This is a genomic window from Verruconatronum alginivorum (assembly GCF_056590205.1).
Map to the genome: position 1 here is coordinate 3,426,449 of NZ_JBWPVQ010000001.1, position 15,063 is coordinate 3,441,511.

Consider the following 15,063-nt stretch of genomic DNA (forward strand, 5'->3'; position numbering starts at 1 on the left):
CTTGTTTCATCGAGTGAAAACTCGATGCTACAGTAGCATCCGGCTTTCGCCGGATGAAGGAGCGAAGCTCCGGCCTATGCTCTGTTTCATCGAGTGAAAACTCGATGCTACGGTAGCATCCGGCTTTCGCCGGATGAAGGAGCGGGGTCTTCGGCTGAAGCGCGAAGCTCCGGCTACGAGGCGTGGGCGGGAGCCGGGGAGGCGGGTGCGTCCGAGGGGATGGGAGCGAGGTGGGGGATTTGGGCGGTGAGGGTGGCGCCTTGACCGGGGGTCGAGTTAATGGCCAAGGTTCCGCCCAGCAGTTCGAGTCGTTCGCGGATGCTTAACAATCCGAAGCGGTCGCCGACGGCTTCGTTTTCCAATTGGGTCGGATCGAATCCGTTCCCTTGGTCTTGCACCGAGAGTTCGACGTTGCCCGCGACATTCTGGAGATGGACGACGGCTTCGGGGACGTGGGCGTGCTTTGCCACGTTGAAAAGCATTTCCCGGCAGACTTCGAAAAGAGTCACTCGCTCGTTGATGCCGAGGTGCGGTTCATGGGGCGGCAGGTGGATGTGAACCGTTAGAGCGTGCTGCTGTTGGAACCAGGATCTCAGCCACTGGAGCGCCGGGAGGAGGCCGCGATCGTGCAGGATCGGCGGACTTATTTCGGTGGTCAGGGTGCGGCAGGCGGTCAAGGCCTCGTCGAGCAACTCCGCGATTCGGTCGATGACTTCGTCCCGGGCGAATCCGGCACTGTCTTTGACTCGGGCCAAATTCAGTTGGGTGCCGACGATGGTTTGCTGAAGTCCGTCGTGGAGGGCTTGGGAAACCCGGCGACGCTCCTTCTGCTCCAAATGGACCATTTGATGGGTCAATGATTTGAGGCGTTCGTGGTTTTCCCGAAGTTCCTGCCGCATGTGGCGGAGGGTGGCGCTCTCGATGATGTCCCAGACGCCGTCGCGGCGGATCAACACCAATTCATGGGCTTTGGCGACGTCGACCACGTCCGCCGCGGAACAGATCGCCAGGGGGTAGGTGCAAACCGCCGATATGCGGTGGTGGCGGAGGGTTTGATCGATATGGCGTTCGTATTCGAGGAGGTCCGACCACATGCCATCCTGTGCCCAGACGGTGTTGCCCGTCACCCGCAAGCCGGTGAAACCCGCCTCCAGTGCCGTCGCTTCGTGGTCGACGAATTGTTGGATGACGCGGGCCCTGTCGAAACAACCGTTTTTCACGTACCAGTCGGTGTGTTCGACGATTTCGATCTGCCCGGACTCCGAACGCTCCTTCCAGTCCGGAACCGCGTCGGCCATCGCCTGTTCGGCCTGAGCGACCGTTAGGATTCCATCGACGATCCAGAGGCATTTCTCGTTGCGCGCCAACCCGGCGGTCAGATACGGGACCAAGACGTCGAGCATGTCCTGCGGCGTCTGGTAAAAATGGCAGAGATGGGTGCCGTGTCGCATGTTTTGCAACACTTTGAGGATGCGTTCGGTCAGATCATTTCCCATGGCGGATGCTTCGGCCGGAAGCCCGGTGCGGGAACTCTCGACGTGAAGGGAGGGTGGACCAATCGGGGGAAATAGCAAGTCCCGATCCGAAATAGCCGAAATAGTTGAAAAAAGCGCCGAGCCGCCGGGCTTCAGAGCGACTTGACCATCATGTCGATGTTCACGTGGTCGAGTATCATCTTTTTAATGACAGGGATTTTATCGGAGTCCTCCGGTTGGGTCTTGATCGTCATCCGGTTGATTTTGGAGGCGATCATGTAGCTGTCCTGCGCGGCGGCGATGACCGGTATATTGGTCTGGGCCAGAAGCTCCATGATTTTCGGATGAGGCATGATGTCTCGGGTCAGGATGATGCCCGAGATCACTTTCTTTCCGGAGATGCCGGCGGTGGCGATGGCGGAGAGGATCACGTCGTCGCGGTCGCCGGGAGTGATGATCAGGATGCCGGGCTGGAGGTAATCGATCATCCCTCGGGCGGTCATGGCTCCGATCACGAAACGGTGGATACGTTCGTGGAGGCCTTGGGCCTTGCCGTTGATCCAGCGTCCGTCGACCTCTTCGACCACTTGGGCGAGGTTGGGGGCTCCGAGCATTTTTTGAATCGGCAGGACCCCGAGCAGGGGAATGCCGAGGCGTTCGAGGCCGCGTCCGGCGTATTCGGTGACGAGATCGATTTTGTCGGCCTGGACCTTGTTGAGAATCGCTCCGATGACCTCGACTCCCTGTTGGTCGAAGAGGGCCTTGTTCAAGGCGATCTCGTCGACTGGACGACCGATGCCGCCTTGGGCGACGATGACCGCTTTGGCGTTCAGCAGTTTGGCGACCCGGGAGTTGGAAAGATCGAAGACCGCGCCGACTCCGGCGTGACCGGTTCCCTCGATAATGGTGATGTCTTTTTCCCAGGAAACCCGGTCGAACGCCTGGCAGATCTTGTGGACCAGTTCGTCGTGCATCGCCCCGGGATCGGTGAGGTAGCGGCGGGTGAACGTGGAGTCGACGGCGATCGGGCTCATCTCCTCCAGCGGCACCCGGACGTTGTAAATCGCGTCGAGGAGGTAGGAGTCCTCGTCAATGTGATGCCCCTTGACCTCGACGAAACGTTGGCCGACCGGTTTGATGAATCCGATTCTTGGATACAGACTTTGGAGGGCGGCGTAGAGACCGAGGCAGGTGGTGGTCTTGCCGTCGTTCTGGCGGGTGGCTGCGATGAAGACGCGCCGGGTTTCGGTGTTGACCGGACTTTTCTGTAATTTGCGGCGGGCGGCGCCTTCGCCGGAGGAAGTCGGAGGAATCATGTCAACCGTAGAGGAGGCGATGGTCGATGGCCTGGCAGCCGACGATGGTGGCGGTGCCGAAGATGTCGTGGGCGCTGGCGCCGCGGCTGATTTCGGCGGCCGGTTTTTTGAGGCCGGTGATGATCGGTCCGAAGGTGTTGGCACCGGCGAGCATCTGGACCATTTTGGCGGAAATATTGCCGCTGTTGAGATCTGGGAACACCAGGACGTTGGCCTGTCCGGCCACGCTGCCTTCGACCGCTTTGGTCTGGGCGACGGTCGGATCGAGAGCGGCGTCGACCTGCATTTCCCCGTCGATCTCCATCGCGATGTCGAGGGTCTTGGCCTTCTCGCGGGCGGCCTCGGCGGCGGCCTGCATCTTGAGGATCGACGGATGGCGGCGGGTGGTGCTCTTGGTGGAATAGCTGAGCATGGCGACTCGCGGATGGCCGTTGGTCAAGTGATGGGCGAGACGAGCGGTGGTGACGGCGATGTCGGCCAGTTGTTCGGTCGTCGGTTCGGGGATGACCCCGCAGTCGGCAAGGAACAAGCTGCCATCGAGGCCGAATTTCGGGTCGTCGAGGTCGAGGATCAACATCGAAGAGGCGGTTTGGACGCCATCCTGCCGGGGGATGATTTGGAACAACGGCCGGAGGGCGCTGGAGGCGGTGGCGGTGGCGCCGGAGACGATCGCGTCGACCTGGCTGGTGGCGAGCATCATGATGGCGAAGTAGTTGGGATTCTTCATCGCCTCCCGGGCCTCCTTAGCTTGGATTCCCTTGTAGCGGCGGAGGTTTTCGAACCGCTGGACGAAGTCGTCGAAGTCGTCGCTCCGCTCCGGCTCCACAATCCGGATACCGTCGAGACTGATATCGAGGCGGGCGGCGGTCTCCTTGATGCGGGTTCGGTCGCCGACGAGGACCGGCACGCCCATCCGCCGGGTGGTGAATTGCCGGGCCGCTTGGAGGATTCGGGGGTCCGCGCCTTCCGGAAAGACGATCCGTTTCGGATGGCGCTGCATTTTCTCAATTAATTTCTGGATAAGTGCCATGAGCTTTTTGGAACAGGCGAGACTGACGAAAAATCTCCTTTTAGAAAAGGAAATAAAGAAACATAACTGGGGGCGTGTCGAGGAGTCTGGAACGTATCGGGATCGTGTCGATCGCCACCGTTTTGTCACGGTTGCTCGGTTTTGCGCGCGATGTTTTGACCTTCGTGGTCTTCGGGACCTCGGCGATCAATTCCGCGTTTCTCTTCGCCTTCACCCTGCCGAATCTGTTCCGTCGTCTGCTGGGGGAAGGGGCGCTGACGGCGGCTTTGGTGCCGAACCTGACCGAAGAAATCGAGCGGTCGGGGCGGGAAGGGGCGTTCGCCCTGTTGAGTAAAGTCTTCTCGTGGATTTTCGTGGTGACGACGGTGCTGGTGGTGGCGGGGATCGCGGCCTTCCTGGCGATCCCGTGGATCCCGGGTTTGCCGGAGCGGTGGTATGTCAGTTCCGGCCTGGCGATTTTTCTCTTTCCTTATCTGATCTTCGTCTGCTTGGCGGCGGTGTTGGCGGCGGCGTTGAACGTGCTCGATCGCTTCGCGATTCCGGCGTTGTCGGCGGTTTGGTTGAACCTGGCGATGATCGTGGCGCTCGGTGGATTCGGCTTGGTTTTCGCGGAAACCGACGAAGGGCGGATGTTGTATCTTTGCGCCGGGGTGTTGGTTGGCGGTTTTTTGCAGATGGCGGTTCCCTTCGGGGCGATGATGCGCGAAGGCTGGCGCCCGAAGCCCGACCTGAAAACCTCGCCGCGGTTGAAGGAAGTTTACCTGTTGATGCTGCCCGGGCTGGCCGGGACGGCGATTTTCCAAGTCAACGTCGTGGTGTCGCGATCGCTGGCCTTCGGGGTCGACGAAGCGGGGGTGGCGGTGCTTTACCTGGCGAACCGTTTGATGGAGTTTCCCCTCGGCATTTTCACCATTGCGGTGGCGACGGTGATTTTCCCGTTGTTGTCGCGTCACGCGGTGCGGTCGGCCTGGGAGGAATACGGGGAAGTTTACCGGAAAGGATTGCGCCTGATTCTGTTGATCACCCTGCCGGCGGCCGCCGGGATCGCGCTCCTCAGCGAACCGATTCTCGGACTCTTTTTCCAGTGGGGGGCGTTCGGGGAGGACGATACGGCCGTGACGGTGCCGGTGCTGGCGGTGTTCGCGTTGACCCTGCCGTTTTATTCGATCGCCACCTTCGCCACCCGCGGATTCCATTCGGTGAAAAACACCGGGACGCCGGTCAAGATCGCCGGCCTCTCGTTCCTGGTCAACCTCGCGGCCAGTCTGGCGTTGATGAAACCGATGGGGATTCTCGGCCTGGCCCTGGCCAATCTGATCTCGATCGTTTTCCAGAGCTACCTCCTGCAATGGCAATTCGCGCGACGGCGTCACGGGTTGCGGATCCGGACGATCTGGCCCGATGCGGTCAAAATGGCGGCGGCGGCGGCGGCGATGGGAACGGTGATTCACTGGACGAGTCCGGTGTTGCAGGCCTGGGCCGGAGGGGGGAAACTCGGGGATGCGGCGGCGATCGGGCTGTTGATCCCGGGCGGAATCGCGGTCTATTTCGCCCTGATTTGGACGCTGCGGGTGGAAGGACGGGCGGAGGCGAAGTTGCTCGTTCGTCGGTTTTTGCGGAAAACCGGAGGAACGGAGGCTGGACCCGGCGGGGATGGTTCGGTTAGGTAACCCGGATGGTATCGTGGTTCACCAAAAACTGGTTTCTCGCCGGGCTCCTCGTGGTCGCCGGACTGGGGATTTTGCTGCCTGAAATCGGGGCGAGCGGGGGACCCTTGCGGACGGAGTGGACGACCAAGCTGGCGATCTTCGCGCTTTTTCTGATTCGCGGCACGCTGTTGCCGCTGCGGGAGTTGGGGCGGGCGGCGCTCAACTGGCGGCTCCATGTGGCGACGCATCTGATGATCTTCGTGGTGTTTCCGGTGGCGATGCTGGTGGTGGTGGAGGCGGTGGGGAGGATTTGGGTCATCGATCCGAACCTGCGGCTCGGCTTCCTCTTTCTGGCCGCCCTGCCGACGACGGTTTCCACGGCGGCTCTCTTCACCACGATGGCGGGCGGAAACACCGGAGGAGCGGTGTTCAACTGCACCCTTTCAAACTGTCTCGGGGTCTTGATCGTGCCGGTCTGGATGGCTTGGATCCTGCAGCGGGAGGCGACGGCCGGGGTTCCGCTCGGCAGCATGCTGGGCCAGATCGTGATTCTGGTACTGGTGCCGTTGCTGTTGGGGCAGGCGTTGAAACCGTTTTTGCGGGAATATTCCGCCGGGCAGCGGAAAGGCTTGGAAATCTTCAGCAGTCTCCTCCTGTTGTTCGTGATCTTCGCGGCATTGGCGGATTCGGTGGCGGCGGGAGTCTGGCTGGAATACGCCTGGCAGATGTTGGTGGCGGGGGCAGTCGCGGCCGGGGTGGTCTTCGTGACGGCGATGGTGGCGGCCCGGTTGGCCGGGAAAATGCTCGGTTTTCAGCGTCCGGACTATCTCTGTTTTTTCTTTTGCGGAACCCAAAAGACCTTGGCCTGCGGCGTGCCGATGGGGAACATCATCTTCGCCGACAACCCGGCGCTCAGTCTGATCCTCCTCCCGATCCTGCTCTACCACTTCATCCAACTCTTCGTCGGCGGCTTTCTGGCGGCGGGGCGCGGGCGCGCTTCGCGCGCATAGACGATAGCCAACAGCTGATAGCGATGGGGGAATCTTGACGTTAAGCGGGTGGTTATGGTTATTTCGTAAGGTGAAGATAGGGGCAAATCACATCGGAGAATCCATCCGCGATGTTCTCGCCCGAGTCCCGGAAATTAAATTGGCTATACTTTTCGGATCGGCTGCGCAGGGGTCTTTGCGAGGAACGAGCGATATTGATTTGGCAGTTGCGGGGAATAAATCCCTGAGTGTCGAAACCCGGTTTCATTTGATTGGAGAACTTGCCGCCGCATTGGGGCGTCCCATCGATCTCGTCGATCTGTCGAATGCCAGCGGACCGCTGCTGGGTGAGATCTTGCGAGGACGGGTATTGGTCAAGGATGACCCCTCGTTACTCTCGCGTCTCATGCGCAAGGCCTGGAGTTGGGAAGCGGACATTGCGCCGACTTGGAGAGTGAATGTGAGGGCACGAAATGCGCGAATTTTCAGTAAATGATGATTTGTTTCGAGCGAAACTCGACTCGTTGGGCCGATGCTTGGAGCGGATTCGGGAAAAGTGTCCTGGTGATGCACGGACTTTGGCAGGGGATTTCGACCGGCAGGATATTTTGGCGGTGAATTTTGGAGCGGGCGGTTCAATTGTGCGTCGATATGGCTTCCCATTTTATCTCGCGAACCAACTATCCGCCGCCACAAACCATGGGGGAAGCTTTTGATGCCTTGGCGGAGTTGCGAGTCATTGACACCGATTTGGCACAATCTCTTCGTCGGGCGGTTGGATTCCGGAATCTTTCCGTTCATGCGTATAGTAAACTCGATTGGAGTATCGTCCATCGTGCCGCAGTGGACGGGGGCAAGGACCTGGCTGCGTTTGGAAAAGCATTGGAAAGCCGACTTTTTCGGGAGAATGAGTGAGTTTTGCTTCATTCCTGGCTCCTTTCCGGACCCAAGTTGAGGGGAAGGGGTGGGGAATTTGTTCGCAACTATTGGATGAAGTTGTTGTCTGGGGTTTTTCACCATGACCGTATCTTGGCTTCGTTTGCTGGTTGTTTGTTTGTTGCCCGGCCTCTTTGGCGCGGGGTGTCGGACCGTGGTCGTCTCCTCGGGAGACGACGTGGTGCGGCAGCGGGAGTTTGTCAACTTGCTCGATTCGGTGGTGCGGATCGACGTGCGGGAGAGGACGATCCAGAACGGCCGTCCGCAGACGATTTCCGGGGTCGGATCGGGGGTGATTATTTCGCCCGAAGGCCATATCGTGACCAACGCCCATGTGGTCAGTTTCAAGGCGGTCGACATCTCGGTGACTTTGGCGAGCCTCGAACGGGTGAACGCCCGGTTTATCGGCTGGGACCATTGGACCGATCTAGCTCTGATCCAATTGGATATGGAGGAAGTGGAGCGGAGGGGGCTCCGGTTCGCCACGGCGGAGTTCGGGGATTCGGATCAACTGTATCCCGGGAAAACGGTGTTCGCGGTCGGCACGCCGAACGGCCTCACCCGGACCGTGTCGCGGGGAATCATTTCGAACGTCAGCCGGTATTTCGAAGGGGCCGACGGCGTCCGCGGCTATGAGACCGGCTTTTTCAACACCTGGCTCCAGACTGACGCCGCGATCAATCCCGGCAACAGCGGGGGGCCGTTGGTGACCGCGCGGGGAGAAGTGATCGGGATCAACACCCGGGGTTACCTCGGTTCGAACAACCTCGGGTTCGCGGTGCCGGCCAGCACGGCCCGGGCGGTGGTGACCGAGTTGCTCGAAAAAGGCGAAGTGACCCGGAGTTACATCGGGTTGCTGGCGGGGCCGTTGCAGGATTTGGAAGAATTTTTCGCGATCGGGGCGAACCAGGGAATGTTGGTCGCCAGCATCGATCCGCGGTCGCCGGGGGACAAGGCGGGGCTTCGGGCGGGGGATATTTTGCTCACCCTCGATGGCGAGCCGTTGGACGGACGTTTTCCGGAGCAGTTGCCGCCGATCCGGAACCGGATCGCCAATTACCCGGTGGGCGGTTCGATGGAGTTCATGGTCCGGCGGGGCGCCGACGTTTTCCCGGTGACCGTCACCACCGAGCGCCTGGAAAGCCGGGTCGGGGAGGAGTGGGCCTTCGAAAGCTGGGGGTTGAGTGTGCGGAAAGTTTCCCGCGCCTATGCCCGCGAGCAGCGGTTGCGGGCGGACGACGGATTCGTGGTGATCGGGACCCAGCGGGCCTTTCCGGCGGCCGAAGCCCGGCTCCAGCCGAATGACATCATCGTCCGGGTCAACCGGGAGAAAGTCGGCACCCTCGACGAATTCAGGGAAATTTACGAACGGTCCCGCGAGGAAAAACAACCGATTCTGTTTGAGATTTCGCGGGATCACTCCACATCACTCTTGGTCATGCGACCGTAGTCCGAGCCAAAACCATTGACTCCATGGGCCGAAAAGCTCTCCTTTAAACGCTACCTGTCACACGATTTTTCTTAGCCGCAACATGTCCACGCCATCCATCACCGCCACCTTCAAGGAATTCCCTGACTCTTTTCGATTCGCGCTGTTGTTGGCGGCGGGGTTCATGCTCTTCATCATTTGGGACCAGTGGCATTGGTGGAACACCCGGGAGGATTACTCGTTCGGTTTTCTGGTGCCGATGTTCGTGGCCTATGTGATTTTCGACCGTTGGGCGAAGATCGTGGAGTTGGTGACCGGTAAGCCGGCCAACCCCGAGGCGGAGACGAAGTTGAGCATCACGACCGGCGGCCTGCTTCCGGCCTGGTTGGAAACTGTGGCGCGGGCGGCGGCTTACACCCTGATCACCGGCGGGATCCTCCTCTTTTTCACCGGCGCGTTTTACCGGGCCGGTGCCGGGCCTTCAAATCCCGGTTCTCTTTTTATCGCGCTTGGGTTCGGAGTGGTGTTGTTGCCCCTGTTGTTTTTGTATGCGCCAGCCGGATACGTGGGAGAGAACGCGCCGCGGAATTGGTGGGAAGCCTTCCGCTACGATCGCCGGGTGCAGATCGCGTCGCTCTTCCTTTTCGTCGCCTTCATTTGGCTGATTTCGGCGCCGCTGGTGTCGGTGGTGGAGAGCAGGCTCAACCTCTTCCTGCTCGGGAAGGTGACCTACGTGGTGGTGTTCGTGTTCGAAATGGGAGGGTTTCCGCTGGAACAGCGGGGGAACGTCCTGATGCTCCCCAATGGGGGCGAAGTCGGCGTGGCCGAGGCCTGTTCGGGGATCCGTTCGTTGACCGCCTGTTTGTTCGCCGGCTCGTTTCTTGGAGCGGTCTTCTTCGACAAGTTCTGGAAAAAAGTGGTGCTGGTCGGCGCGGCGCTCTGCCTGGCGGTCTTCACCAACCTCTTGCGCAGCCTTTTCCTCACCACCTGGGCCTACAACTACGGGGCGGATGCCATCGCCGGATTTGTGCATGACGCCGCCGGGTACGCGGTCCTGGGTCTGACCTGCATTGGCCTGATCTGCCTCCTGCCGATTTTGAATTTTTCGCTGAAGGTCGATCCCGCCGACATCGATTTCGACCTCGACGACGAGGACGAGGGCGATGACGCTCTGGACGGGGATGAGTCGACGGAAGGTTCCGGCGGAGAAGAATCCGGCGAACCGGAGTTGGAAGAAGCCGGGAAAGAACGTTGATTCCCGTAGCATCGAGTTTTCACTCGATGAAACAGAGCATAAGGCGGAGCTTCGTGCTTTAGCTGAAGACCATCAAACTAGGCACTGACGGCGACTAAAGCGCGCCGCTCCTTCATCCGGCGAAAGCCGGATGCTACCCGTAGAGCATACGCCGGAGCTTCGTGCTTCAGCCGAAGACCCGTCGACCACGGCACTGCCGGCGGCTAGAGCGCGCCGCTCCTTCATCTGGCGAAAGCCGGATGCTACTCGTAGCATCGAGTTTTCACTCGATGAAACAGAGCAAAAGAGAATCGGTTTTACATTGGCGGGGGCATCGGGCATTGATGGATGGCTATTATGATGCGGAAAATGAGGGCACACCGGGGGGCGATGGCAATCGGACTGATCGCGGGTTTTTTGGCGGTATCGGCATCGGCGGTCGTCGGGGAGACGGGGGAATCGTCCACCATCTCCCTGGGAGGGGCGCTGATGCGGGTCGAGTCGGAGAATCTCGATGTCCTGCTCAACCGCGAGGCGGTGCAACAGGCGATGGCGACCGCCCAGCGGGAACGCTCGCCGTTGTTTCCCCGGCTCGACTTGGAGGTGTCGCAGGCGCGCAGTCAGGTGGTCAATATCGGCCGGGGGTTCGACGCTCCCGGGATTCCGACCCAGATGCGCCCGGGGAATCGCTTCGACGCCCGGCTCGCCGGGAGCGTGGCGCTGGTCGATCCGGTTTTGATCGCTTCCTACCAGGCGGCCAAGCTCGGGGTCGAGGTGACCGAATACGAGCACCAGCGGTTGCTGCAGGAGGTGCTCAACTCCACTGCCGTCGTTTACTTTTCCCACCTGCGCAACCTCCGGCGGTTCGAAGTGATCCGCGCCAACATCGAGCGCGGGGAAACCTTGTTGCGGTTGGCGCGCCATCAATTCGAGGTGGGGGTGGCGACCCAAATCGACGTCACCCGGGCGGAGGTCCAGCTGGCTTTTGACGAACAGGCCCGGTTGCAACAGGAAACCGTGGTGTTCGAGAGCGAACTTCTCCTGAAGCGGTTGCTGCAATTCGACCTTCAGGCGCCGCTCTCGATCGGGGACTTCGCGGCCAGCCGTCACTTGCCCGGGGATGCGCCGGATGTGTCGGTGGAGGCGGTGCTGCCCGACCGTCCCGAATACTTGCGGGCGCGGTCGCAGTTGGAGCGAAACCGCTTGGAGCGCCGCGCGGCGGGTTGGGAGCGGTTTCCATCGATCCAGGCGTTCGGGGATTACGGATTCGTCAGTCAGACTGCCTGGGACGGCGACGGCGACACCGGTTGGACAATCGGGATCGCGGCGACCATGCCATTGTTCGAAGGATTCCGGATTCGGTCGAACAAGGACTTGGCCGACTCGCGGATTCGGGCGACCCGCTTGGAACTGCGGCAGATCGAGCAGGAGGTCTCGTCGGACCTGTTGATGGCGTGGCAGGATATGCGTTCGCGGCTCGCCCAAGTCGGAGTGGCGGAGCAGAACGTCCGGTTGTCGGAAGAGGAACTCCGGTTGGCCCGGATCCGGTTCGAGCAAGGGGTGGCGGACAACCGGGAAGTGATCGACGCCCAAAACCGGGTGGCGGTGGCGGAGGACAATTTGGTCGAGGCGGTCTACCGGTATAACCTGAGCCGGTTGGAATACGCCCGGAGCAAAGGGGATGTTCGTCTGTTGTTGGCCGATCAGGAAGTCGCGCCCGCGGACCGCGGAGGCGAAGAGAACTAAGCGATGGCGGACGATCCGATGATGACGTTGATTCTGGCCTCGGCGTCGCCGCGCCGGGCGCAATTGCTCGGGGAGCTCGGCATTCCGTTCACGGTGGTTCCGGCCGATGTGGAGGAAGACCCGGGCGACACGCTCGGACCGCGGGAGATGGTGTTGCACAACGCTCGCCTGAAAGGAATGGCGGTGGCGGAGCGGTTTCCGCGGCAGGTGGTTCTGGCGGCGGACACGACGGTTTTCATCGACGACCGGGTGTTGAACAAACCGCGCGACCTCGACGAAGCCTGGGAAATGCTGCGGCGATTGTCCGGACGGACTCACACCGTCTTCACCGGTTTTTTCGTCAAGGGCCCCGATGCTCCGTTCGAAATCGAGGAAGGGGTCGAGAGCGAGGTGACCTTCAAGGAGCTCGACGACGCGACCATCGCCAGTTATTTCCAGAAGGTGAACCCGCTCGACAAGGCCGGAAGTTATGGGATTCAGGAAGGCAGCGAGCAGATCATTCGGAATTACCAGGGATCGTTGTCGAACATCATCGGTCTACCAATGGAGGAGACCAAGCGGGCGCTGCGGCGGTTTGGTCTGTTGAAGGAGTGACTTTGGAGACGGGGTTTTATACCACGAATAAACACGAATATACACGAATGGCGGAAGTTGCTGTTGATAGCCGGTGCCTGCTGGTGGAGCCGACACACCCCACCATGCTCGCGCATGGTCCCCCCCTCTCAAGAGGGGATTGGCGTGAAAAAGTTCCCCTCTTGAGAGGGGGGGACCGCTCGCTAGAGCGGTGGGGTGTGTCGTCGTGCGGATGGGGTCCAATGCTGCCCCTCTTCATCTAGAATGCGGACGTCGGAACAACGGGGCGTGACTCCCGCCCGGATGGCGGGGGAAAGCGGTTGGGGAGGACGGGGAGGCCCGATTCTTTTGGGGGTTGCGGGGACCTTCTTGTTGCATGCCGCCTTGATTTCGTTCGCCCCGGAGGAGTTTCCGCGGACTTGGACTCCGGCGGTCCGGGAAGAAGTCCGTCTGGAGGTGATCCTGGACGACTTTGCCGAAGAGGAGGAGCGCCCGGAGGAGTTTATCCGGACCAATCCGGACGTGGTTTCGAATCCGCCGGACGAAACCGATTTCTTCTCCGACCGCGACCAACAGGCGGGACAATTGGAGGAGCGGACGGAGGGGGATCCGTCGTTGCCCGACGTGGAAGGAGAGGAACCGGAACCGACTCAGAATGTGGTTGATGGGATGGACGTGCCGCCGCTTCCGATGGAGGATTTACTGGATGCGATGCGGGAGGAAGCCGGATGGATGCCGGAGCCGTTGCCGGAGCGGGCGATTCCGGGGTTCGATCCGGTCGAGGAAGCGGAAGGACTTGACGTGCCGGTGACGCCGGAAGCGCCGGATCTGGAGGAGTCGCCGGTCATAGGGGTCGATCTCGGCGCCGGCGAAGCCGAAAGCGACCGGTCGAGGCTCGATTCGCCCTTGGAGACCGACGGCGAAGAGGAGCGGAGACCGGACCGGGCGACGCCGCGGCCTCGTCCGCGGCTTCCCCAATACACCCAAGGTCCGACCGGGAGTCGGCGGGGATCGGCTCCTGCGGTCGGTTCGGTTTCGGTCGATGCCAACTTCAGCGAGTTCGGGGACTATCTGTCGCGGATGCTCGACGCCATCGTCCGGCAATGGCATATCCTCGCGTGGGATTCGCTTCCCTCGGGCGAAGTCGGGACGGTGGTGATGATCTCCTTCCGGGTCGATTCCTCGGGCCGGATCGACGGGTTGGAAGTGCTCGGGTCTACCGCCAGTTTGATCGCGACCTTGATCTGCCAGGATGCGATTTCATCGCGGCAACCGTATGGCGAATGGACGCCCGACATGAAGGAAGTTCTCGGGGACGAACAAACCATTCGTATCCGGTTTCACTACCGGTGAAGAAAATCCGAAGAAAATTATGAATTATGAATTATGAGGGGGGGACGTTGGCCACAGAGCTTCCGCTCGGCAAGGGAGTCCGGATCGTGGCGACTGATCCGAGCGGGTTGGTGGCGTTCGAGAAACCGGCGGGAGTTTTGTCGCATCCGAACGTGGCGGCGGATGCGTCCCGGTCGCTGTTGCGGGCCCGCTACGACTCCGGCGAGGAGTGTTACGAAATCGGCGACGGTGAGGACCGGCGAAAGGTTTGGCTGTTGAACCGGCTCGACTCGGCCACCTCGGGGATTTTGTTGTGTGCGGTGCGGCGGGAAATCGTTGATGCGGTCCGCCGGGAATTCGCCGAAGGGCGGGTGCGGAAAACCTATTTCGCACTGGTCTTCGGCGCGATGGTGCCGCCGAGGCAGACCTGGCGGGACCGATTGCAGGTATCCAAAGAAGGAGGACAATTGCGGACCCGGGCCCAGGGGGGATTGGAGGCCGAAACCGAGGCTCGGGTGGAGCGGTCGTATCCGGGGCGGATTCCGGTGAGTCTGTTGGAGTTGAAACCGAAGACCGGCCGGACCCATCAGTTGCGGGTGCAGTGCGGACGGCGGAAACTGCCGATCATCGGCGACCAGACCTACGGCGACTTCGCCTGGAACCGGGAGTTCGCGCGGGCGACGAAACGGAAACGGCTGTTTTTGCATTCGGCCGAAGTCGCCCTTCGGTTTACGGCGGAAGGGCGGACCGTGACATTTTCGGCTCGCTCTCCGCTGCCAAAAGAGTTCATTCCCTGAGTCATGCTGCAAATCGACACGCGGGCGGCCAGAACGCCGACAGGACTCGTATTGATCGGATTGACGGTCGTGTGGGGTCTGTTGTTTTTATTTTACGCCGGGTGGGAACGCCCCCCGAAGTTCATCGCGCGCGAGGAAGTCTGGAAAGTCGTGCAACAGGAAGCGGCGAAACACGACCTCGATCCCCGTTTCGTGTTCGCGATTATCGCTGCCGAAAGCAGTTTCAACGCTCGGGCGCGGAACGGCGACGCCCGCGGATTGATGCAGTTGCGACCGTTGGCCTGGAAGGAAGTGTCGGACAAATCCCACCGGCGGGCGTGGAACTGGAAGGAAAACATCGCCGTCGGGACCGCTTATCTCGGGTTTTGCAAAACGTTCCTGGAAACCCGCGGTCAGTTTTCCTATCCGAGATTGGCGGCCTCGTATCGTTTCGGACCGTATGCGGTGCAAAAAGCCGGTTTCCAACTCGACCAATTGCCGGCGACCCGCAACGAAATTTATCGCGAATTGCTGCGGGGCAACCGGGCTCCGGTGCCGATTCCATGATGCGGGAGATG

The 15,063-nt window shown here is 60.9% G+C and carries 14 protein-coding genes; 11 read left to right on the forward strand and 3 right to left on the reverse strand.

Features of this window, described 5'->3' with window-relative positions:
* Positions 1-173: 173 nt before the first annotated feature.
* The 3 genes from ACWUI2_RS12205 to ACWUI2_RS12215 form a co-directional block, all read right to left on the reverse strand.
* Positions 174-1,496 (reverse strand): MEDS domain-containing protein, encoded by a 1,323-nt coding sequence (locus tag ACWUI2_RS12205; RefSeq protein WP_486983124.1) that lies wholly within the window; start codon positions 1,494-1,496, stop codon positions 174-176.
* Positions 1,497-1,627: 131 nt separating this feature from the next.
* On the reverse strand, positions 1,628-2,791 hold the full coding sequence (locus tag ACWUI2_RS12210) for a phosphotransacetylase family protein (RefSeq protein WP_486983125.1): 1,164 nt from the start codon (positions 2,789-2,791) through the stop codon (positions 1,628-1,630).
* A 1-nt stretch (position 2,792) separates the two neighbouring features.
* Positions 2,793-3,821 (reverse strand): phosphate acyltransferase, encoded by a 1,029-nt coding sequence (locus ACWUI2_RS12215; RefSeq protein ID WP_486983126.1) that lies wholly within the window; start codon positions 3,819-3,821, stop codon positions 2,793-2,795.
* 74 nt (positions 3,822-3,895) lie between these two features.
* Here ACWUI2_RS12215 and murJ point away from each other — a divergent pair, with 74 nt between their 5' ends.
* The 11 genes from murJ (at position 3,896) to ACWUI2_RS12270 (ending at position 15,052) form a co-directional block, all read left to right on the forward strand.
* Positions 3,896-5,491, forward strand: coding sequence for a murein biosynthesis integral membrane protein MurJ (murJ, locus tag ACWUI2_RS12220; RefSeq protein WP_486983127.1), 1,596 nt, complete (start codon positions 3,896-3,898; stop codon positions 5,489-5,491).
* A 5-nt stretch (positions 5,492-5,496) separates the two neighbouring features.
* Entirely contained in the window at positions 5,497-6,480 is a 984-nt protein-coding gene (locus ACWUI2_RS12225; RefSeq protein ID WP_486983128.1) for a bile acid:sodium symporter family protein, read from the forward strand.
* A 70-nt stretch (positions 6,481-6,550) separates the two neighbouring features.
* The gene (mntA, locus tag ACWUI2_RS12230; RefSeq protein WP_486983129.1) at positions 6,551-6,955 is read left to right on the forward strand and encodes a type VII toxin-antitoxin system MntA family adenylyltransferase antitoxin; all 405 of its coding nucleotides are present in this window, start codon (positions 6,551-6,553) and stop codon (positions 6,953-6,955) included.
* 155 nt (positions 6,956-7,110) lie between these two features.
* Positions 7,111-7,374, forward strand: coding sequence for a type VII toxin-antitoxin system HepT family RNase toxin (gene hepT / locus ACWUI2_RS12235; protein ID WP_486983130.1), 264 nt, complete (start codon positions 7,111-7,113; stop codon positions 7,372-7,374).
* Positions 7,375-7,477: 103 nt separating this feature from the next.
* Positions 7,478-8,845, forward strand: a complete 1,368-nt coding sequence (locus tag ACWUI2_RS12240) for a trypsin-like peptidase domain-containing protein (protein ID WP_486983131.1) — start codon at positions 7,478-7,480, stop codon at positions 8,843-8,845.
* An 82-nt stretch (positions 8,846-8,927) separates the two neighbouring features.
* Positions 8,928-10,079 (forward strand): exosortase/archaeosortase family protein, encoded by a 1,152-nt coding sequence (locus tag ACWUI2_RS12245; protein ID WP_486983132.1) that lies wholly within the window; start codon positions 8,928-8,930, stop codon positions 10,077-10,079.
* Positions 10,080-10,427: 348 nt separating this feature from the next.
* A complete protein-coding gene (locus ACWUI2_RS12250) occupies positions 10,428-11,804 on the forward strand; it encodes a TolC family protein (RefSeq protein WP_486983133.1) in 1,377 nt (458 codons plus the stop codon).
* 3 nt (positions 11,805-11,807) lie between these two features.
* The gene (locus ACWUI2_RS12255; protein ID WP_486983134.1) at positions 11,808-12,398 is read left to right on the forward strand and encodes a Maf family protein; all 591 of its coding nucleotides are present in this window, start codon (positions 11,808-11,810) and stop codon (positions 12,396-12,398) included.
* 243 nt (positions 12,399-12,641) lie between these two features.
* Positions 12,642-13,730: a hypothetical protein gene (locus ACWUI2_RS12260; protein WP_486983135.1), complete on the forward strand. Its 1,089-nt coding sequence runs from the start codon at positions 12,642-12,644 to the stop codon at positions 13,728-13,730.
* A gap of 26 nt (positions 13,731-13,756) precedes the next feature.
* Positions 13,757-14,506, forward strand: a complete 750-nt coding sequence (locus ACWUI2_RS12265; protein WP_486983136.1) for an RluA family pseudouridine synthase — start codon at positions 13,757-13,759, stop codon at positions 14,504-14,506.
* Positions 14,507-14,509: 3 nt separating this feature from the next.
* Positions 14,510-15,052, forward strand: a complete 543-nt coding sequence (locus ACWUI2_RS12270) for a transglycosylase SLT domain-containing protein (RefSeq protein ID WP_486983137.1) — start codon at positions 14,510-14,512, stop codon at positions 15,050-15,052.
* The last annotated feature ends 11 nt before the right edge of the window (positions 15,053-15,063 follow it).